We start from the raw sequence: 19,503 nt of genomic DNA, 5'->3' as shown, positions 1-19,503 counted from the left end.
GTCACGCCCGCACCTCCCCGGCCAGCGTCAGCGCCTCGCGGGCCATCGCGGCCGTCGCGTCCAGGTCCGTCATCATCAGCGGCACGGGCCGGCAGCGGATGCCCGCGGCCTCGACCTCCGCCACCGACCCGGCGTCGACGGTGTCGACCAGCCAGCCGTCCAGCAGCCCGGAGCCGTAGTGGGCGGCGACCGCCGCCGCCGTGGACTCCACGCCGACCGCCGCCAGCACCTTGTCGGCCATGCCCCGTACCGGGGCGTCGCCGACGATGGGGGACAGGCCCACCACCGGTACGCCCGCCTCGGCGATCGCCTCGCGGATGCCGGGGACGGCCAGGATCGTGCCGACCGAGACCACGGGGTTGGACGGCGGGAAGAGGATGACGTCCGCCTCGCCGATCGCCTCCAGGACGCCGGGCGCGGGCTTGGCGCCCTCCGCGCCGACTGGCAGTACCGCGTACGCGGGGACGGAGGCCCGCAGCCGCACCCAGTACTCCTGGAAGTGGACCGCCTTGCGCCCGCCGCCGGGGCCCGCGTCCGGGTCGTCGACGACGACGTGCGTCTCGATCCGGTCGTCGGTCATGGGGATCAGCCGCACGCCGGGCTTCCAGCGCGCGCACAGCGCCTCGGTGACGGCGCTGAGCGGGTAGCCCGCGCCGATCATCTGGGTGCGCACGATGTGGGTCGCGAAGTCGCGGTCGCCGAGACCGAACCACTCGGGCCCCACGCCGTAGGCGGCCAGTTCCTCCTTGACCGTGAAGGTCTCGTCGGCGCGGCCCCAGCCCTGTTCCTCGTGGATCCCGCCACCGAGGGTGTACATGACGGTGTCGAGGTCGGGGCAGACCTTGAGGCCGAACAGGTGGATGTCGTCGCCGGTGTTGCCGATGACGGTGATGTCCGCCTCCGGCGCCGCCGCCTTCAGGCCGCGCAGGAAACGGGCTCCTCCGATGCCGCCGGCCAGTACCACGATTCGCATGCGGACAGTCTGACAGTCCGCCGTGTCAGCCCGCGAACGTCCCCTTCGCCGCCGGCTTCCCGGAGGTGCAGGCGTACGGGGTCATCTCCGTCAGGCCCGGGAAGTAGACGTGCAGGCTGACCGCCCCCTCCAGGGAGTCGTTGACCACCTCGTGGACGTAACCGGGGGCGAACACCCGCTGGTGGCCCGGCAGGAGTGAACGGCGGGTCTCGCCGTTGCCGCCGAGGGCGCGCTCGGTCAATTCGCCGTCGAGGACTGTCAGTACGCCCGAGGAGCGGCCGTGGTCGTGCAGCCCGCTGCCCTGGCCGGGCACCCAGCTGAGCAGCCAGACCTCGTACCCGGGTCCGGTCTCCAGGCGGTCGTACCAGCGGGTGGTGGCGTCGTAGCGGACGCGCGGCGCCCAACGGGCGCGGTCCGCCGCGATCGTGCGGGCCAGTCCGGCGAATTCCGCGACGGTGACGGGGTAGGCGGGAACCGGCGGGAGGAGGTGAGGGATGGCGAGTGGGTCGCCGGCGATCGAGACGTCGCTGTTCATGGGTGCGGGAGTTTCCTACGGGATGAGGAGCGTCAGGCATGCGCATGAGGCTGTGCGGGCTGGGAAGAGACCTTCGGACGGGTCTTCAGCGGCAACAGCTGGAACAGCGGCAGTGAGCTTCCACGGCACGACGGAACTCGCCGAGGCGGCAGGTCCGGGTAGGCGCGTGGGTCACTGGCATGCGCCCTAGCACACCGGCTCCTCGGTGGCCTGTCAACTTGATGTCGAGTTTGTCGTAAATCTTTCACCTGATCCGGCTATTCGGTGTGGTGAAAGGTTTGCGCACAGAAGGCCCAGGAAAAGTGCCGACGCAACCACACGGGTGCGCAGGAACGTCTCCTCGTGAAACGTCGTTGTGTTTTCGTGATCGCATCGTGATCGCCACCCCCGAAGGGCGTCGAGCGCGGTTGACGTACGCGGACATTTGGGCTGATTTGAACACTTTCTGTCAGGCCTTGGTTCCGCAGGGTGAATAACGGGCCCAATAGCAGATCTCGGCTTGACTGGCCCGTATCGGCACACTTGTAATTTCACTCGTGTCGTTCGACCGTCGCAGGTAACGGCAACATCACGGGGACGCGAAAACAGACGAGGGGCGCGCATGACCGAGCTGTTCCAGCTGTTGCTGGCCGAAGAGGCCGACGAAGAGCTCGGGTGGCAGGAGCGCGCGCTGTGCGCGCAGACCGATCCCGAGTCCTTCTTCCCCGAGAAGGGCGGCTCCACCCGCGAGGCCAAGAAGGTCTGCCTCGCCTGCGAGGTCCGTTCCGACTGCCTCGACTACGCCCTCGCCAACGACGAGCGCTTCGGCATCTGGGGCGGCCTGTCCGAGCGTGAGCGCCGGCGGCTGAAGAAGGGTGTCGTGTAGGGCCCCGTCCCCGGCACCCGGCCGGCGACCGTACGGCACCCCACGGGGGCGAACGCACGGCGCCCGCCCGGTTCGCGTCCGTCACGGCAGGCTTCGTCGGTATATGTGCCCCGGACCCGGAAGGGCCGCCTCCCGCAACCGTTAGTGTGGGGGCCCGTCCGAGACGCCCAAGGCGTCGTCCGAAGTCCAGCGAACCGGGGCCCGAACCTCGATGTCCGTGAACAGTTCTGCCGGGACTCAATACGCCGCCCAGGCACCGGAGTTCCCGCGCCACGTCGTCACCGCCGTGCTCGTCGCCCACGACGGTGCCCGCTGGCTGCCCAACGCGCTCTCGGGTCTGGTCTCCCAGGACCGCCCGGTCCAGGACGTCATCGCCGCCGACACCGGCAGCGCCGACGACTCCGCCCGGCTGCTCGCCGAGAGCCTCGGCGACCACCGCGTCCTGCACCTCGCCCGCCGCAACGGCTTCGGCGCCGCCGTCGACGAGTGCGTGCGCGCCGCCGAGCCCCTTACCGCGGAGCACCTGCCCTACCTGGGCCGGCGCAGCAGCTGGGACCCGGCCACCCGCACCTGGAACGACGACGCCTACGACGAGCCGGACCAGCCGCACGGCGAACCCGTGCAGTGGCTGTGGCTCCTGCACGACGACTGCGAGCCCGCCCCGGACGCCCTCCTCAACCTCCTGAAGGTCGCCGACGCCTCGCCCTCCGCCGCGATCATCGGCCCCAAGCTGCGCAGTTGGTACGACCGGCGCCAGCTGCTGGAGGTCGGCGTCTCCATCGCCCGCAGCGGCCGCCGCTGGACCGGGCTGGAGCGCCGCGAGCAGGACCAGGGCCAGCACGACCAGGTCCGCCAGGTGCTCTCGGTCTCCAGCGCGGGCATGCTGGTGCGCCGCGACGTGTGGGAGGACCTCGGCGGGTTCGACCGCCGGCTGCCCCTCATGCGCGACGACGTCGACTTCTGCTGGCGCGCCCAGTCCGCCGGCCACACCGTGCTCGTCGCCCCCGACGCCGTCCTGCGGCACGCCGAGGCGGCCTCCCGCGAGCGCCGCCCCGTCGACTGCGCGGGCCGCTCCGCCGTCAACCCGCACCGGGTCGACAAGGCGGGCGCCGTCTACACGCTGCTGGCCAACACCCGCGGCGTCCAGCTCCCTTACGTCTTCGCGCGCATCGTGCTCGGCACGGTGCTCCGCACCCTGGCCTACCTCGTCGGCAAGGTCCCCGGACAGGCCGTCGACGAGATCACCGGCCTGCTCTCGGTCCTGCTGCGCCCCGGCCGCCTCCTCGGCGCCCGTCACCGGCGCTCCCGGGCCGTCGTCCCGCCCTCCGAGCTGCGGCCGCTCTTCCCGCCGCCCGGCGCGACCCTGCGGGCCACCGTCGAGCAGGTCGTCAGCAACGTGTCCGGCCGTGCGGCCGCCGACGCGTCCTCCGCCGGACGTCACGGCGGCGGGCTGGAGTCCGGTCCCAGCGGTGGCGACGACGACGGCGAGTACATGGACGTCGAGCAGTTCGCGCTGCTCAAGCGCATCGCGCGGCAGCCCGCCCCGATGCTCTTCGCCGTCCTGCTGCTCTTCTCCCTCATCGCCTGCCGCGCCCTGCTCGGCGGCGGCGCCCTGTCCGGCGGCGCGCTGCTTCCCGCCGCCGGCGACGCCTCCGACCTGTGGGGCTCGTACCTCGGCGGCTGGCACTCCCTCGGCGCCGGCAGCACCGAGACCGCGCCGCCCTACCTGGCGCTCGTGGCCACGCTGTCGAGCATCCTGCTCGGCAGTTCCGGCCTCGCCCTGACCGTGCTCCTGGTCGCCTCGGTGCCGCTCGCGGGCCTCAGCGCCTACTTCGTGTCGCGGCCGCTGGTCGACTCCCGGCTGCTGCGCGCCTGGGGCGCTGTCGCGTACGCGTTCCTGCCCGCCGCCACCGGCGCCCTGGCCGGCGGCCGGCTCGGCACCGCCGTCCTGGCCGTCCTGCTGCCGCTGATGGCCCGCGCCGCCGTCTCCGCCGCGGGCCTGCGGATGTCCGCCGACGCCGTCGAGCGCGGTCAGCGACCCGGCTGGCGCGCCGCCTGGGCGGTCGCGCTGCTGCTGACGATCACCACCGCGTTCACCCCCATCACCTGGCTGATCGCACTGGTACTCGTCGGCGTCGCCGTCGCCACCCGCGTCGTGCGGGGACAGGGCCGGCTGCTCGTCCCGCTGGCCATGCGGGCCCTGGCCGTCCTCGGCGCCCCCATGGTGGTGCTCGCGCCCTGGTCGCTCGGGCTGCTGACGCACCCCCGGCGCTTCCTCGACGAGGCCGGCCTGCCGTTCGGCGCCAGGTCGGCCACCGCCACCGACCTCCTCCTGATCAACCCGGGCGGCCCCGGCGCCACCGGCGGCTTCCTGCTCGCGGGCATCGTGCTGGCGGCACTTGCCGCACTGGTGCGCGCCGAGCGCCGCGCGGCCATCGTCACCGCCTGGGCGGGCGCCCTGACCGGCCTGGTCTTCGCGGTCCTCGCCAACACCACCGCCTGGGCGGGCCCGGCCACCCTGGTCTACGGCTTCGCCCTGCTCGCCGCGGCCGCGGTCGGCGCCGAGGGCGCCAAGGAGCGGCTCGCCGCCTCCGGCTTCGGCTGGCGCCAGCCGGTCGCCGCGCTCGTCGCCCTGGCCGCCGTGCTCGCCCCGCTGGCCGCCGCCGTCGGCTGGATGGCCGGCGGCGCGGACGGCCCGCTGGAGCGCCGCGACCCGACCCAGGTGCCGGCCTTCGTCGCCGAGGAGAGCACCACCCGCGACCAGGCCCGCACCCTCGTCGTCTCGGGCACGCCCGCCCATGTCTCGTACGCCCTGGTCCGGGGTGCCGGCGCGCGCCTCGGCGACGCCGAGATCGCTGCCGCGGACAGCGGCGACGCCCGGCTCGCCAAGATCGTCGGGAACCTCGTGGCCGGCTCCGGCGCCGACCAGGCCAGCCAGCTCGGCGGCTACGCCGTCCGCTACGTCCTCGTCCAGAGCGGCGCCCCGCGCGAGGTGAGCCGCACCCTCGACAGCACGCCCGGCCTGTCCCGGCTCAGCCAGGACGACGGCAGCGCCCTGTGGCGGGTGGACGACGACGTCGCGCGCGTCACGATCGTCGAGCCCTCCGGCAAGGGCGAGGACGGCGGCACGGGTGAGGACGCCGACACCCCCGCCGGCCCCGTGACCGTCGCCTCCGGCAAGGTCGAGGCCCACACCACCATCCCGGCCGGCGCGGACGGCCGTGTGCTGCGCCTCGCCGACCGCGCCGCCCCCGGCTGGACCGCCACCCTCGACGGCAAGGAGCTCACCGCCACCACCGTCGACGGCTGGGCCCAGGGCTTCCGGCTCCCCAGCAGCGGCGGCCGGCTCGACCTCGTCTACGACGACCCGTTCACGCACACCGTGTGGCTGTGGGTCCAGGGCTTCCTCGGCCTGGTGCTCGTCGTCATGGCCCTGCCCGGCCGGCGCCGCGAGGTCGACGACGACCTGCCCGACGCGGAGGCCGTGCCCATGGCGGCGGCCGCCGCCGACATCCCGGCGCAGGGCGGCGCCGACGGCCGCCGCGCCCGCCGGCTGCGCGCCGCGGCCGAGGCCGAGGGGGAGGAGGAGACCGACGACGCCTCCGCCCAGCCCCGGGCCGCCGAGCCGGCGCCCCCCGAGCAGGCCGAGTACGCGCAGTACGCCGAGTACGACCCGTACGCCGCCGCCCCCCAGCAGGACGACCCGTACGGCCAGGAGCAGTGGGCCGCCGACTACCAGAGCACCTACGGCTACGAGCAGCCCGCCCAGCCGCAGGAGCAGGTCTACGACCCGTACGGCTACGGCGAGCAGCCCCAGCAGGCCGGCTACGACCGGCAGGGCTACGAGCAGGCCCAGCAGCCGCAGCAGCCCCAGGGCTACGACGCCTCGTACGCCCCCTACGGCACCTATGACACGGACGGGTACGACACGGACGGCTACCGCCGCGACGGGAGCAACCAGCAGTGAACCGCAGCACCCTCTCCCTGATCGGCGTCACCGCCGCCCTGGCCGCGGTCGCCGGCGTCGCCACCGTCACCGGCGCGGGCACCCCGGACGCGGCGCCCGCCGTGAGCGCGGCGCGGCTGCCCGTCGAGCGGTCCACCCTGGCCTGCCCGGCGCCGTCCGACTCGGACTTCGCCTCGACCACGTACACCGCCTTCACGCCCAAGGGCGACTCCGCCGGCTCGGGCGGCACCGCCGCCCTGCTGGCCGCGGCCGGCCAGGACGGCAAGGCCGCCGCCAAGCGCAAGCCGGTGGCACCGCTGAAGGAGGCCGGCAAACCGGTCACCGCGGTCACCGAGACCGCCGACGCGCCCGCCCTCATCGGCACCGCCGACGGGGCGCTCGCCCCCGGCTGGACCGTGCAGCAGACCACGGTCGTGGACGCCGGCCCGGCCCGGGCAGTGCTCGGCACCTCCTGCGCCGTGCCCGACAGCGAGTTCTGGTTCCCCGGGGTAAGCACCGGCGCCGACCGGCAGGACTACGTCCACCTGACGAACCCGGACGAGAACTCCGCCGTCGTCGACCTCCGGCTCTACGGTGACAAGGGCGAGGTCAAGACCAGCACCACCGACGGCATCACGGTGCCGCCGGGCGCGACCGTCCCCGTCCTGCTCTCCACGCTCACCACGGAGAAGTCCGACGCCCTGACCCTGCACGTCAGCGCCCGCAGCGGCCGGGTCGGCGCCACGGTGGAGGCCGAGGACGCCAAGGCCGGCGGCGACTGGCTGCCCGCCTCCACCGACCCCGCCCCCGGGGCCGTCATGCCCGGTATCCCCGGCGACGCCTCCGACGTGCGCCTGGTGGTCTTCGCGACCGGCGACAGTGACGCCGACCTCAAGCTGCGGCTCGCCTCCTCGGGCGGTGAGATCACCCCCGCCGGGCACGAGACCGTCCACGTCAAGAGCGGTATGACCAGCGCCGTCGACCTCGGCGACCTCACCAAGGGCGAGGCCGGCTCACTCGTGCTGAGCCCGACAGACCCCTCCGACGCGGCCCCCGTCGTCGCCGCGCTGCGGATCACCCGCGGCAAGGGCGCCAACCAGGAGACCGCCTTCCTGCCCGCCACCGCTCCCGTCGGCGACCGCGCCAGTGCCGCCGACAACCGCACGAAGGGCTCGACGCTCGCGCTCACCGCGCCGGAGGGCGACGCCACCGTGCGCGTGGTCACCTCCGCCTCGACGAAGGGCGGCGAGCCCGTGACCAAGAACGTCCCGGTCAAGCGGGGTACGACGGTGGTCCTGTCGCCGCCCGCCCCCTCGGAGGGCAAGGGCTCCTTCGCCGTCACGGTGGAACCCGCCTCGGGCGGCCCCGTCTACGCCTCCCGGATGCTCGCCCTGCCGGAGGGCGGCGTCCCCATGTTCACCATCCAGGCGATGCCTGACGACCGCGGTCTGGTCGCCGTCCCGGAGTCCGAAGAGGACCTGTCCATCCTGAACCGCTGACGGTTCCCGTGCGGCGGCCCCGGCCGGCCGCACGCCGGTGCGGGGAGGCCTAACCCTCCCCGTACCGGGGGTCGACGTTCTCCGGCGACAGCCCGAGCAGCTCGGCCACCTGCTCCACGACCACGTCGTGCACCAGCAGGGCGCGCTCCTCGCGGCTCTTGGCCCGGATCTCCACCGGCCGCCGGTACACCACGATGCGGTGCGGGTCGCCCTTCTGCCCGCCGAGCAGGCGCCCCAGCGGCACCCCGTCGTCGAAGCGGCCGTCGGCCGCGGCGCCGTCGGCGCCGTTCGGCGGCCAGGGCACCTCCTGCACCGCGAACTCCACCTCCGCCAGTTGCGGCCAGCGCCGCTCGAGCCGGTCCGCCGCGTCCCGCACGAGGTCGTCGAAGGCGTCGGCGCGGGTGCGTGCCAGGGGCACCTGCGGGGGCGCGATGGGGCCGCGCATGCCGCGGCCGTGTCGGTCGCGGCGGCGCTGGCGCGGTGCGGGCGAAGGGGTGTCCATCACCTCTGAGAGTAGCCGTCGGAAGCCCCGGGTATGCGGCTCCGTGACCGCTGCCACCACCACGGGGGACGAGGACCGGACATCCCCGTCGATGTCGCAGAATGTACGGTCGCCGACCCCCTGCGCCCGCCCGATTTCCCTGCCCCGACCGCTTCGACGATCGCTCTTGGCATCATTTGCGGCGTTTGGTGATCGGTGCCGCCCGAGGGGCGCTCGTACATTTCCGGCCCTTTGCAGGTCAGGTGCGTCGGCCGCAGGTCGGACCTTCCCGGCCAACCCGGACGACACGACAGGGTGAGCTCCTGGGGAGTCGTCGCGGCCCGCTCAAGAGTGCGGTACCGTCCAACGTCGTGAGCCTTGTACGTCGCTGTTCGCGCACCGCGTGTGGCCGTCCCGCCGTCGCGACGCTGACGTACGTCTACGCGGACTCCACCGCCGTCCTCGGACCGCTCGCCACCTACGCCGAACCCCACTGCTACGACCTGTGCTCCGAGCACTCCGAGCGCCTCACCGCCCCCCGCGGCTGGGAGGTCGTACGACTCGCCACCGACACCGGCCCCACCCGCCCCAGCGGCGACGACCTCGAAGCGCTCGCCAACGCCGTGCGCGAGGCGGCCCGCCCCCAGGAACGCGAGGGCAACGGCACCAACGGCCGCGGCGGCGACCCCATGGAGATCGCCCGCCGCGGGCACCTGCGCGTCCTGCGCTCGCCCGACTCCTGACCGGCGCCCCCTCGGCCCCACCCGCCCCGGGCCCTCGTGTGCCCCCGGGTCCTCGTCGGCCCGTTCGGATCCGCCCGGTAGGTTGGCTCTTGCCACGATCCATCCACCGGCAACCGGATTCCAGAGCGGAGCACATGCGGTGACCGACCTCTCCCAGCTCGTGAAGGCGTACGACGTCCGCGGAGTCGTCCCCGACCAATGGGGCGAGCCGCTCGCCGAGCTCTTCGGTGCGGCCTTCGTGACCGTGACCGGCGCCGAAGCGATCGTCACGGGCCACGACATGCGGCCCTCCTCGCCCGGCCTGTCCCAGGCCTTCGCCCGCGGCGCGGCCTCGCGCGGCGCGAAGGTCACCGAGATCGGCCTCTGCTCCACCGACCAGCTGTACTTCGCCAGCGGCAAGCTCGGCCTGCCCGGCGCGATGTTCACCGCCAGCCACAACCCGGCGCAGTACAACGGCATCAAGATGTGCCGCGCCGGCGCCGCCCCCGTCGGGCAGAACACCGGCCTCGCCGAGATCCGCGAACTGGTCGAGCAGTGGTCCGAGACCGGCCTCCCGGCGAGCGACGCCACCCCCGGCGAGGTCACCCGGCGCGACATGCTCGCCGACTACGCCGCCCACCTGCGCACCCTGGTGGACCTCGGCTCCATCCGGAACCTCAAGGTCGTCGTCGACGCCGGCAACGGCATGGGCGGCCACACCGTCCCCACCGTCTTCGACGGGCTGCCCCTCGACCTCGTCCCGATGTACTTCGAGCTCGACGGCACCTTCCCCAACCACGAGGCCAACCCCCTCGACCCCAAGAACATCGTCGACCTGCAGGACAAGGTGCGCGAGACCGGCGCCGACATCGGCATCGCCTTCGACGGCGACGCCGACCGCTGCTTCGTCGTCGACGAGCGCGGCGAGCCCGTCTCCCCGTCCGCGATCACCGCCCTGGTCGCCGCCCGCGAACTGGCCAAGCACCCCGGCTCCACCGTCATCCACAACCTGATCACCTCGTGGACCGTCCCCGAGGTCGTCAAGGAGCACGGCGGGACGCCCGTCCGCACCCGCGTCGGCCACTCCTTCATCAAGCAGGAGATGGCCCGCACCGGCGCCGTCTTCGGCGGCGAGCACTCCGCGCACTACTACTTCCGCGACTTCTGGAACGCCGACACCGGCATGCTCGCCGCGCTCCACGTCCTCGCCGCCCTCGGCGGCCAGGACGGCACGCTGTCCGCGCTCGTCGCCGAGTACGACCGCTACGCCGCCTCCGGCGAGATCAACACCGCCGTCGACGACCAGGCCGGCCGCACCGCCGCCGTCCGCGCGGCCTACGCCGACCGCCCGGGTGCCGCCATCGACGAGCTCGACGGCCTGACGGTCACCGGCGACGGCTGGTGGTTCAACCTCCGCCCCTCCAACACCGAGCCGCTGCTGCGCCTCAACGTGGAGGCCCGCGACGCCGAACTCATGGCCGGTGTCCGCGACGAGGTCCTCGCCATCGTCCGCGCCTGAGCGCCGTCCCGCCGGAGGGGGCACCGCGCCCCCTCCGGCGGTGCCGGGGCACCCGACGCGGTCACGCGGGCCGGGGCCCCCGGCGATAGGCTGAATCCGCCGGTCCGCGCGCGCCCGCCCCCACACGGCGGCCGCCCGGAAACCACGACGCCACCACGACCACAGGGGAGACGCCACCCATGCCGCTCGTCGAAGCCAGCCTCCTGGAGATCCTCGCCTGCCCCGCCTGCCACGCGCCGCTGCGCGAGGACGCCGAGGCCACCGAGCTCGCCTGCACGTCCGCCGACTGCGGCCTGGCCTACCCCGTGCGCGACGACATCCCCGTCCTCCTGGTCGACGAGGCCCGCCGCCCCGCGTAACGCGACCGGGCCGTCCGGCACGCCGCGCCCGACCGGCCCCGGCCCGGCAGCTTCACGCACACATCACCGGCGCGGCCCGGGCACCCGCACCGCACGGCGCCCCGCGACACCCGACACGACCGGACCGGACCGGAGGACACCCCCGATGCTGGACGAGACGCTGCTCGACGACCCCGACGCCCTCGCCCGCGCCGACACCCGCGGCCTCCTCCTCGGCGTCGCCGGCGCCGGCGCCCGCGTCCGCACCGCCGCCCGCCTCGCGCAGGAAGCGGGAGTCGGCGGACTCAAGCCCGACGGCCGTCCCCGCAGTGTCCTCGTCGCCGGTCCCGGCGCGGTCGCCGTCACCGCCGTCGCCGAACTGCTCGGCGCCCTCGGCAACAGCGGCGGCCCCGTGCTGTCCCTGCACCCCACCGGCCCCGCCCCGTACGACCTGCGGTGGACCCTCCCCGGCTGGGCCGGCCCCCTCGACCTGCTGCTCATCGCCAGCCCCGCCGGCACCGAGGCGGGCCTGGCCGACCTCATCGAACAGGCCTACCGCCGCGGCTGCACCGCCGCCGCCGTCGTCCCCGCCGGCTCACCCATCGCCGAGGCGATCCAGCAGGTGCGCGGCATGGTCCTGCCGTACGCCCCCGCCCCCGACCCGGCATCCGTCGCGGGCGTCCTGGGCGAGGCCGCCGACCCCGCCGAGGACCTCGGCGCCTTCTGGGCCCTGCTCACCCCGCTGCTCGCCCTCGGCGACCGCATCGGCCTGCTCGCCGCCCCTCCGGACGCCGTCGAGCGCGTCGCCGACCGCCTCGACGACGTCGCCGCCCGCTGCGGCCCCGCAACAGCCACCTACAGCAACCCCGCCAAGGCACTCGCCTCCGAACTCGCCGAATCCCTGCCGGTGATGTGGAGCGACGGACCCGTCGCCTCGGTCGCCGCACGGCGCTTCGCCGCGGCCATCGCCGCCCGCGCCGGCCGCCCCGCCCTGCACGGCGAACTCCCCGAGGCACTCGACATCCACGGCGCGCTGCTCGCCGGCTCGCTGGCCGGCGCCCTCGACCCCGAGGACTTCTTCCGCGACCGCGTCGACGAGCCCGAGGACCTGCGCCTGCGCGTCGTGCTCCTGCACCGCACCGGCCACGGCGCCGCGAGCTCCGCCCCGCTCGCCCGCGAACTCGCCACGACCCACGACACCCCGATGAGCGAACTCGCCCCCGCCGAGGGGGGCGACCTGGAATCCGCGGTCGAACTCCTCGCCGTCACGGATTTCGCCTCCGTTTACCTCGCCATCACCTCCACCGGGAGATCATGACCGCATGGACCGCCTGACCAACACCATCCGCCCGTACGCCTGGGGATCCACCACGGCCATCCCCGAACTGCTCGGCACCACCCCCACGGGCGAGCCGCAGGCCGAACTCTGGATGGGCGCCCATCCCGGCGCCCCCTCCCGCGTCGACCGCGGCAACGGTCCGGTCCCGCTCGACCAGGTCATCGCCGCCGACCCCGGCGGCGAACTCGGCACCCCCGCCGTCGAACGCTTCGGCCCCCGGCTGCCCTTCCTGCTCAAGCTCCTCGCCGCCGGCTCCCCCCTGTCCCTGCAGGTGCACCCCGACCTGGCCCAGGCAGCCGCCGGCTTCGCCGACGAGGAGGCCCGCGGCATCCCCGTCGACGCCCCGCACCGCAACTACAAGGACGCCAACCACAAGCCGGAGATGATCGTCGCGCTCACCCCCTTCGAGGGTCTGTGCGGCTTCCGTCACCCCGAGGAGACCGCAAACCTCCTCACCGGCCTCGGCGTCGACGCCCTCAAGCCGTACGCCGACCTCCTGCGCGCCCACCCCGAGGAGGCCGCGCTCCGCGAGGTCCTCACCGCCGTGCTCGGAGCCGAACGCGCCGCCATGGCAGGCAGCGTGGACGAAGCCGCCGAGGCCGCCGGCCGCCTCGCCGCCGAGGGCGGACCGCACGCCGACGCGTACGCCGCCTACGCCGCCATCGCCCACGCCTACCCGGGCGACCCCGGCGTCATCGCCGCCATGCTCCTCAACCACGTCCGGCTCCAGCCCGGCGAAGCGCTGTTCCTCGGCGCCGGAATACCCCACGCGTACCTCAGCGGCCTCGGCGTCGAGATCATGGCCAACTCCGACAACGTGCTGCGCTGCGGCCTCACCCCCAAGCACGTCGACATCCCCGAACTGCTGCGCATCGTCCGCTTCCAGGCGGGCGACGCGGGGGTCCTGCGCCCCGAGGCGTCCCCCGACGGCGAGGAGCTCTACGGCACCCCCATCGACGAGTTCCGGCTCTCCCGCTACTCGCTCGCCGCCGACGCCGCCCCCCGCACGCCGCACGACCGCACCGCCCAGATCCTGCTCTGCACCGAAGGCACCGCCGTCGTGCGCACCCCCGGCGACCCCGCGGCACCGCAACTCACCCTGGAGCGCGGCCAGTCCGCCTACGTTCCCGCGGGCGAGAAGGTCGAACTCACCGGCGAGGGAACCGTCTTCCGGGCCACCGTGGTGGCCTGACGCACCAGGCGAACCACGGCCTGCAAGAATGTCCCGCCGTAACGCCGTAAAGACCGGGCAAAGAGCAGGGCCGAGGGAAGGGACCACCAGCACCTATGAGCGCGTCAGGCGGAACCAAGGCGATCGTCGCCGCATTGGGCGCCAACCTCGCCATCGCGGTGAGCAAGTTCGTGGCGTTCGCCTTCAGCGGCTCCTCGTCCATGCTCGCCGAGGGCGTGCACTCGGTGGCCGACTCGGGCAACCAGGCGCTGCTCCTGCTCGGCGGCAAGAAGGCCAAGAAGAAGGCCACCGAGGAACACCCCTTCGGCTTCGGCCGTGAGCGGTACATCTACGGCTTCCTCGTCTCCATCGTCCTGTTCACCATCGGTGGCGTCTTCGCGCTCTACGAGGGCTACGAGAAGGTCCAGCACCCCCACGAGATCGACGCCTGGTACTGGCCCATCGGCGTCCTGGTCTTCGCGATCATCGCCGAGGGCTTCTCCTTCCGCACCGCCGTCAAGGAGTCCAACGAGGTCCGCGGCAATCAGAGCTGGAGCCAGTTCATCCGCACCGCCAAGGCGCCCGAGCTTCCCGTCGTCCTCCTCGAGGACCTCGGAGCCCTCGTCGGCCTGGTGCTCGCCCTCGGCGGCGTCGGCCTGTCCCTGCTCACCGGCGACGGCGTCTGGGACGGCATCGGCACCCTCTGCATCGGCGTCCTCCTCGTCGCCATCGCCCTCGTCCTCGCCTCCGAGACCAAGTCGCTGCTCCTCGGCGAGGCGGCCGGTCCCGAGGTCGTCGCCCGTATCCGCGCGGCCATCGTCGACGGCGACGTCGTCACGCGCGTGATCCACATGCGCACCCTCCACCTCGGCCCCGACGAGCTCCTCGTCGCCGCCAAGATCGCCGTCGAGAGCGACGACACCGCCACCGAGGTCGCCCGCGCCATCGACGCCGCCGAGGCCCGCATCCGCGAGGCCGAGCCCATCGCCCGCGTCATCTACCTCGAGCCGGACATCTACCGCGAGCAGTCGGCCGCCCCCGCCGCCCCCGGGACGGACTGACCCCCTTCACACCACCTCCACGCACCTTCCGGACGCGCCCGGCCACTCGGTGTAGATTCGTCCCTAGCCAGACGTCGCTGCTGATGGCGGTCGGGCGGTCCGGAAACGGACCGGCCGAGGGAGAGAGGGCCTCCGACGGGCTGAGCTGCGGTCGAGGGAGAGGTATGTCCGCATGCCTCCCGCCGCCCCGCAGCGGAAAGCCGATGTCCGTTCTGGAAGCACCCCACGAGGAGACTGCATGTCCCCCGTCACCAACGACTTCAAGGTCGCCGACCTCTCCCTGGCCGCCTTCGGCCGCAAGGAGATCACCCTCGCCGAGCACGAGATGCCCGGCCTCATGGCCATCCGCGAGGAGTACGCCGCCTCCCAGCCGCTGGCCGGCGCCCGCATCACCGGCTCCCTGCACATGACCGTGCAGACCGCCGTCCTCATCGAGACCCTCGCCGCCCTCGGCGCCCAGGTCCGCTGGGCCTCCTGCAACATCTTCTCCACGCAGGACCACGCCGCCGCGGCCATCGCCGTCGGCCCCAACGGCACCCCCGAGAACCCGCAGGGCATCCCCGTCTTCGCCTGGAAGGGCGAGACCCTCGCCGAGTACTGGTGGTGCACGGAGCAGGCCCTCACCTGGCCCGACGCGGCCACCGGCGGCCCGAACATGATCCTCGACGACGGCGGCGACGCCACCCTCCTGGTCCACAAGGGCGTCGAGTTCGAGAAGGCCGGCCAGGCCCCCGACCCCTCCACCGCCGACAGCGAGGAGTACGAGCAGATCCTGCTGCTCCTCAACCGCACCCTCGGCGAGAACCCCCAGAAGTGGACCCAGCTCTCCTCGGAGATCCGCGGCGTCACCGAGGAGACCACCACCGGCGTCCACCGCCTGTACGAGATGCAGCGCGACGGCACCCTGCTCTTCCCGGCGATCAACGTCAACGACGCCGTCACCAAGTCGAAGTTCGACAACAAGTACGGCTGCCGCCACTCCCTCATCGACGGCATCAACCGCGCCACCGACGTCCTCATCGGCGGCAAGGTCGCCGTCGTCTGCGGCTACGGCGACGTCGGCAAGGGCTGCGCCGAGTCGCTGCGCGGCCAGGGCGCCCGCGTCATCGTCACCGAGATCGACCCCATCAACGCCCTCCAGGCCGCGATGGACGGCTACCAGGTCACCGTACTCGAGGACGTCGTCGAGACCGCCGACATCTTCGTCACCACCACCGGCAACCGCGACATCATCCTCGCCGAGCACATGCAGCGCATGAAGCACCAGGCGATCGTCGGCAACATCGGCCACTTCGACAACGAGATCGACATGGCCGGCCTCGCCAAGATCCCCGGCGTCGTCAAGGACGAGGTCAAGCCCCAGGTCCACACCTGGACCTTCCCCGACGGCAAGGTCCTGATCGTGCTGTCCGAGGGCCGCCTGCTCAACCTGGGCAACGCCACCGGCCACCCCTCGTTCGTGATGTCCAACTCCTTCTCGGACCAGACCCTGGCCCAGATCGAGCTGTTCACCAAGCCCGAGGAGTACCCGATCGGCGTCTACGTCCTTCCCAAGCAGCTCGACGAGAAGGTCGCCCGGCTCCACCTCGACGCCCTGGGCGTCAAGCTCACCACCCTGCGCCCGGAGCAGGCCTCCTACATCGGCGTCCCGGTCGAGGGCCCCTACAAGCCGGACCACTACCGCTACTGACGTCGCCCGGGCCGACCGCGCGACAGCGCGCACCCGGCTCCGCGGGCAGCACCAGAGCCACCCCGCAGGCCCCCGCCCCCGGCGGGGGCCTGCCCCGTCGGGCCCCGGCCCGCTTTGTAAGGTCGAACCATGCCCCGCGGCCGCTACTCGTTCCACGACACCCACGACCACACCCCCCTCGGCGAAGAACACTTCCACTGCGCCACCGGCCCCACCGGATGGCGCTACACCGCCCAGAACACCCGCCCCGACGGCGCCCACGCCGGCTCCGTCGACCTCACCATCGACGAACTCGGCCGGCCCATCCGCCTCGAACTGCACGCGTCGGGCTGGCAGGTACGCGGCGCCGCCCTCGACGGCCTCACCTGGGTCCGCACCGACCCCTCCGGCGAAGACGCTCAGGAGGGCAACGTCCCCGCCCACGCCTTCACCGGCGGGTCGCCCGCGTTCTACATCGCCACCGCGCGGCTGCTCCGCCTGCGTCCCGGCACCCCGGCCACGCGCGTACGCCTCGTCGCATTCCAGCCCCCCGTGCTCGCACCCCGCACCCTCGACCAGTCGTGGGCACTGGTCAAAAGCGAAGCACACCCCACTGACAACGCCCCTCTGCTCGTGGACGAATACCAGGTCAACGACCTGGAGACCGGTGAACAGCACACCGTCCACATCGCCGGCGACATCGTCCTCTCCGCCCCGGGCATCGAGCTCGAGGACCTCGAGTCACCCCCGTCCCGGTTCCCCGCGGCGGACTGACCCGGCCGCGGGCACCGGCGACCCCTCACGCCGGAGGCGCGAAGCCCGTCGACGAGGACGACGGCGAGGAAGCGGAGGGGTACGGAGAAGGGGACGGAGGCACAAGCGCCTGCGGGGCCTGTCCTCCCGCCTCCCCCCGCACCCCGCCTACCGCACCGGGCGTCACCCAGCCCACCGGCGGCGTCCCGGCCCCCCGGCCCTTCCCCTGCTCCGCGACCCCGTCGACCGGGGAAGCGACCGGAGCGCCGAAGACCCGGCGGGCGTCCCGGCCCTGCCGCTCCGCGACCACCGCCGCCAGGAACGCCGCGGGCGGTGTTCCTGGCGGCACCGGCGCCCCCGTGCACGCCACCACGTCGCCCGCGAGCCGCTCCGCCATCGACCACCCCACCTGCGGATCCAGCTGGTGCACCCGCGACAGGTACTGCCGCACCGCCAGCCACAGCCCCTCCGGCACCGCCGACAGGTCCACCCCCGCCAACTGCACCGCCAGCCACGGCGGCGCCGGCGGCAGCGGCCGCGCCGCCCGCGGCACCGGAATCCGCTCCCGCACCACCAGCGTCCCCGCGAACACGTCCCCGACCCGCCGCCCGCGCGCCGACACCAGCGAGGCGATGCACGCGATCACCCCGAGGAACATCTGGATCTCCACGACCCCGACCGCCCCCCGCACCAGCGCGTGCCGGAACCGGATCGGCCCGCCGTCGTCCCGCACCACCCGCAACCCGCAGGCCAGCTTCCCCAGCGACCGCCCCCGCGACAGCGTCTCCACCGCGATCGGCACCCCTATCAGCACCAGCAGCAACGAGCCCACGTACACCGCGGCGACCGCCGCGCCGTCCATCGACGCCGTCGCCACCGTCAGCACGATCGAGACGGCCAGATAACCCCCGATGTACACGACCCCGTCCAGCGCCGCCGCCAGCGCCCGGCTCGGCAGCTTCGCCGTGTGCAGCCCCAGCTCGACGGCCTCACCCGTCACCAGACGCCCGGCACCGTCCGCCGCGCTCGCCTCACCCATGCGGGAACCTCCTCCTGCCCACCCCGGACCCGGAGCGCCCAGTCTGCCCCTTCTGCCAAGCTGGGACCTCCCCGGCCAGCCAGGAGCAGCGCCCATGGACCTCGACGTCTTCGCAGCCGCCCACCGCCACGAGTGGGACCGGCTCGACGCCCTGCTGCGCCGGCGTCGGCGCCTCACCGGCGAGGAAGCCGACGAACTCGTCACCCTCTACCAACGCGCCGCCACCCACCTCTCCCTCGTCCAGTCCAGCGCCCCCGATCCCGCACTCGTCGCCCGCCTCACCACCCTCGTCGCCCGCGCACGCAGCGCCGTCACCGGCGCCCGCACCCCCGGCTGGCGCGACGCAGCTCTCTTCTTCACCCGCGTCTTCCCGGCAGCGGTGTACCGCTCACGCCACTGGTGGGTCCCCACGGCACTCCTGTCCACCGCGGTCGCCGCGCTGATCGGCTGGTGGGTCGCCACCCACCCCGAGGTCCAGTCCGCCATCGCCGCCCCCGAAGAACTGCGCGCCCTGACCCGCCCCGGCGGCGAGTACGAGACCTACTACTCCAGCCACCCCGCCGCCTCCTTCGCGGCCCAGGTCTGGACGAACAACGCCATGGCCGCGGGCTACTGCCTCGTCCTCGGCGTCTTCCTCGGGCTGCCGGTCCTCTATGTCCTGTTCGAGAACATGGTCAACCTCGGTCTCGGACTGGGTCTCATGGGCTCCGCGGGCCGCCTCGACACGTTCCTCGGGCTGATCCTCCCGCACGGTCTCCTCGAACTGACCGCCGTCTTCGTCGCCGCCGGGACGGGACTCCGCCTCGGTTGGACCGTCATCGACCCCGGTCCTCGTCCGCGCCGCACGGCCCTCGCCGAGGAAGGCCGGGCCGCCATCGGCATGGCCATCGGGCTCGCCGCCGTCCTCTTCGTCTCCGGCGCGCTCGAAGCCTTCGTGACCCCCTCCGGCCTCCCCACCTGGGCCCGCATAGGTATCGGCGTCACCGCCGAGCTGCTGTTCCTCGTCTACGTCTTCGTCGTCGGGCGCCGAGCCGCCCTCGCAGGTGAGACGGGGGACTTGGAGCAGGGCGACCGCAGCGACGTCCTGCCCACCGCCGCATGACCCGTACGGCCGACACCGGCGATGTGCGTCGGAGGCGGCTGACCTGCTAGCCTCCTCTTCGCCCCAAGACACCTGTTGACATGGGTGGCAAGGGGAGGTAGATTTGAGCAGTTGCCACGAACTGGACATGTTCGGGGGCCGGCGGCTAGAATCTAGCTCGCTTCAACAGACTATCGATCGCACCGCACCTCTCAGAAAGAACTTTCTGAGTGGTCTTTTGCGTCGCTATTCATAGAGGCGAAACCCGGACGGTAATCGGACCTGAAAGAGTCTGATAAAGTCTGGAACGTCGAAAGGCGAAAGCCGGAAGACAAAAACCCCGCTCCAGCAGGGGGCCGGAAACGAAGAGCGGAAACGCGAATCGGATCTGGTAAGGTTGGAGACAACGAAGGGAAAGCCCGGAGGGGCCGGTGAAACGGTCTCGAAGGAAGCTTCCGTTCCTTGAGAACTCAACAGCGTGCCAAAAGTCAACGCCAGATATGTTGATACCC

The 19,503-nt window shown here is 73.1% G+C and carries 16 protein-coding genes; 12 read left to right on the top strand and 4 right to left on the bottom strand.

The window, feature by feature from the left end; translation table 11 throughout:
- Position 1 precedes the first annotated feature (1 nt).
- Together cofD and B085_RS0116675 are read right to left on the bottom strand one after the other, a co-directional pair.
- Complete coding sequence (gene cofD / locus B085_RS0116680) at positions 2 to 973, bottom strand: 2-phospho-L-lactate transferase (RefSeq protein ID WP_018559707.1); 972 nt, start codon at positions 971 to 973, stop codon at positions 2 to 4.
- A gap of 25 nt (positions 974 to 998) precedes the next feature.
- The gene (locus B085_RS0116675) at positions 999 to 1,508 is read right to left on the bottom strand and encodes a cysteine dioxygenase (RefSeq protein ID WP_018559706.1); all 510 of its coding nucleotides are present in this window, start codon (positions 1,506 to 1,508) and stop codon (positions 999 to 1,001) included.
- A gap of 601 nt (positions 1,509 to 2,109) precedes the next feature.
- On the opposite strand from B085_RS0116675, the gene B085_RS0116670 reads away from it, so the two are divergent.
- From B085_RS0116670 to B085_RS0116660, 3 genes are all read left to right on the top strand, one after another.
- Entirely contained in the window at positions 2,110 to 2,373 is a 264-nt protein-coding gene (locus B085_RS0116670) for a WhiB family transcriptional regulator (RefSeq protein ID WP_018559705.1), read from the top strand.
- 211 nt (positions 2,374 to 2,584) lie between these two features.
- A complete protein-coding gene (locus tag B085_RS0116665; protein ID WP_018559704.1) occupies positions 2,585 to 6,340 on the top strand; it encodes a glycosyltransferase family 2 protein in 3,756 nt (1,251 codons plus the stop codon).
- Positions 6,337 to 7,818, top strand: a complete 1,482-nt coding sequence (locus tag B085_RS0116660) for a DUF5719 family protein (protein WP_018559703.1) — start codon at positions 6,337 to 6,339, stop codon at positions 7,816 to 7,818. Before B085_RS0116665 ends, B085_RS0116660 begins: the two co-directional genes overlap by 4 nt.
- Positions 7,819 to 7,867: 49 nt before the next feature.
- On the opposite strand, the gene B085_RS0116655 is transcribed toward B085_RS0116660, so the two are convergent.
- Positions 7,868 to 8,320: a metallopeptidase family protein gene (locus tag B085_RS0116655; protein ID WP_018559702.1), complete on the bottom strand. Its 453-nt coding sequence runs from the start codon at positions 8,318 to 8,320 to the stop codon at positions 7,868 to 7,870.
- A gap of 302 nt (positions 8,321 to 8,622) precedes the next feature.
- Here B085_RS0116655 and B085_RS0116650 point away from each other — a divergent pair, with 302 nt between their 5' ends.
- From B085_RS0116650 to B085_RS0116615, 8 genes are all read left to right on the top strand, one after another.
- Entirely contained in the window at positions 8,623 to 9,042 is a 420-nt protein-coding gene (locus B085_RS0116650) for a DUF3499 domain-containing protein (RefSeq protein ID WP_078619945.1), read from the top strand.
- A gap of 139 nt (positions 9,043 to 9,181) precedes the next feature.
- On the top strand, positions 9,182 to 10,540 hold the full coding sequence (locus B085_RS0116645; protein ID WP_018559700.1) for a phosphomannomutase/phosphoglucomutase: 1,359 nt from the start codon (positions 9,182 to 9,184) through the stop codon (positions 10,538 to 10,540).
- Between the two features lie 179 nt (positions 10,541 to 10,719).
- Entirely contained in the window at positions 10,720 to 10,899 is a 180-nt protein-coding gene (locus B085_RS0116640; RefSeq protein WP_018559699.1) for a Trm112 family protein, read from the top strand.
- Between the two features lie 145 nt (positions 10,900 to 11,044).
- A complete protein-coding gene (locus B085_RS0116635) occupies positions 11,045 to 12,196 on the top strand; it encodes an SIS domain-containing protein (RefSeq protein WP_018559698.1) in 1,152 nt (383 codons plus the stop codon).
- Positions 12,197 to 12,200: 4 nt separating this feature from the next.
- Positions 12,201 to 13,409 (top strand): mannose-6-phosphate isomerase, class I, encoded by a 1,209-nt coding sequence (manA, locus tag B085_RS0116630; protein WP_018559697.1) that lies wholly within the window; start codon positions 12,201 to 12,203, stop codon positions 13,407 to 13,409.
- 95 nt (positions 13,410 to 13,504) lie between these two features.
- Positions 13,505 to 14,449 (top strand): cation diffusion facilitator family transporter, encoded by a 945-nt coding sequence (locus B085_RS0116625; protein ID WP_018559696.1) that lies wholly within the window; start codon positions 13,505 to 13,507, stop codon positions 14,447 to 14,449.
- A gap of 238 nt (positions 14,450 to 14,687) precedes the next feature.
- Positions 14,688 to 16,139, top strand: coding sequence for an adenosylhomocysteinase (gene ahcY / locus B085_RS0116620; RefSeq protein ID WP_018559695.1), 1,452 nt, complete (start codon positions 14,688 to 14,690; stop codon positions 16,137 to 16,139).
- 129 nt (positions 16,140 to 16,268) lie between these two features.
- Complete coding sequence (locus B085_RS0116615) at positions 16,269 to 16,892, top strand: hypothetical protein (RefSeq protein ID WP_018559694.1); 624 nt, start codon at positions 16,269 to 16,271, stop codon at positions 16,890 to 16,892.
- Between the two features lie 25 nt (positions 16,893 to 16,917).
- Here B085_RS0116615 and B085_RS0116610 read toward each other — a convergent pair whose 3' ends face one another.
- Positions 16,918 to 17,910, bottom strand: a complete 993-nt coding sequence (locus B085_RS0116610; RefSeq protein WP_018559693.1) for an RDD family protein — start codon at positions 17,908 to 17,910, stop codon at positions 16,918 to 16,920.
- Positions 17,911 to 18,004: 94 nt separating this feature from the next.
- Here B085_RS0116610 and B085_RS0116605 point away from each other — a divergent pair, with 94 nt between their 5' ends.
- Positions 18,005 to 19,012 (top strand): stage II sporulation protein M, encoded by a 1,008-nt coding sequence (locus tag B085_RS0116605; RefSeq protein WP_018559692.1) that lies wholly within the window; start codon positions 18,005 to 18,007, stop codon positions 19,010 to 19,012.
- Positions 19,013 to 19,503: the final 491 nt, after the last annotated feature.

It is taken from the genome of Streptomyces sp. BoleA5 (assembly GCF_000373665.1).
GTDB lineage: Bacteria > Actinomycetota > Actinomycetes > Streptomycetales > Streptomycetaceae > Actinacidiphila.
The sequence above is the reverse complement of the archived record's forward strand: the minus strand, read 5'-3'. Positions and strand labels throughout refer to the sequence as shown.

What these genes read in the sequence shown, in the direction of transcription:
- manA (WP_018559697.1), top strand. Translation starts at nt 12,201, where the DNA reads ATGGACCGCCTGACCAACACCATCCGCCCGTACGCCTGGGGATCCACC.
- B085_RS0116670 (WP_018559705.1), top strand. Translation starts at nt 2,110, where the DNA reads ATGACCGAGCTGTTCCAGCTGTTGCTGGCCGAAGAGGCCGACGAAGAG.
- B085_RS0116640 (WP_018559699.1), top strand. Translation starts at nt 10,720, where the DNA reads ATGCCGCTCGTCGAAGCCAGCCTCCTGGAGATCCTCGCCTGCCCCGCC.
- B085_RS0116665 (WP_018559704.1), top strand. Translation starts at nt 2,585, where the DNA reads ATGTCCGTGAACAGTTCTGCCGGGACTCAATACGCCGCCCAGGCACCG.
- B085_RS0116625 (WP_018559696.1), top strand. Translation starts at nt 13,505, where the DNA reads ATGAGCGCGTCAGGCGGAACCAAGGCGATCGTCGCCGCATTGGGCGCC.
- ahcY (WP_018559695.1), top strand. Translation starts at nt 14,688, where the DNA reads ATGTCCCCCGTCACCAACGACTTCAAGGTCGCCGACCTCTCCCTGGCC.
- B085_RS0116605 (WP_018559692.1), top strand. Translation starts at nt 18,005, where the DNA reads ATGGACCTCGACGTCTTCGCAGCCGCCCACCGCCACGAGTGGGACCGG.
- B085_RS0116610 (WP_018559693.1), bottom strand. Translation starts at nt 17,910, where the DNA reads ATGGGTGAGGCGAGCGCGGCGGACGGTGCCGGGCGTCTGGTGACGGGT.
- B085_RS0116675 (WP_018559706.1), bottom strand. Translation starts at nt 1,508, where the DNA reads ATGAACAGCGACGTCTCGATCGCCGGCGACCCACTCGCCATCCCTCAC.
- cofD (WP_018559707.1), bottom strand. Translation starts at nt 973, where the DNA reads ATGCGAATCGTGGTACTGGCCGGCGGCATCGGAGGAGCCCGTTTCCTG.
- B085_RS0116615 (WP_018559694.1), top strand. Translation starts at nt 16,269, where the DNA reads ATGCCCCGCGGCCGCTACTCGTTCCACGACACCCACGACCACACCCCC.
- B085_RS0116655 (WP_018559702.1), bottom strand. Translation starts at nt 8,320, where the DNA reads ATGGACACCCCTTCGCCCGCACCGCGCCAGCGCCGCCGCGACCGACAC.
- B085_RS0116635 (WP_018559698.1), top strand. Translation starts at nt 11,045, where the DNA reads ATGCTGGACGAGACGCTGCTCGACGACCCCGACGCCCTCGCCCGCGCC.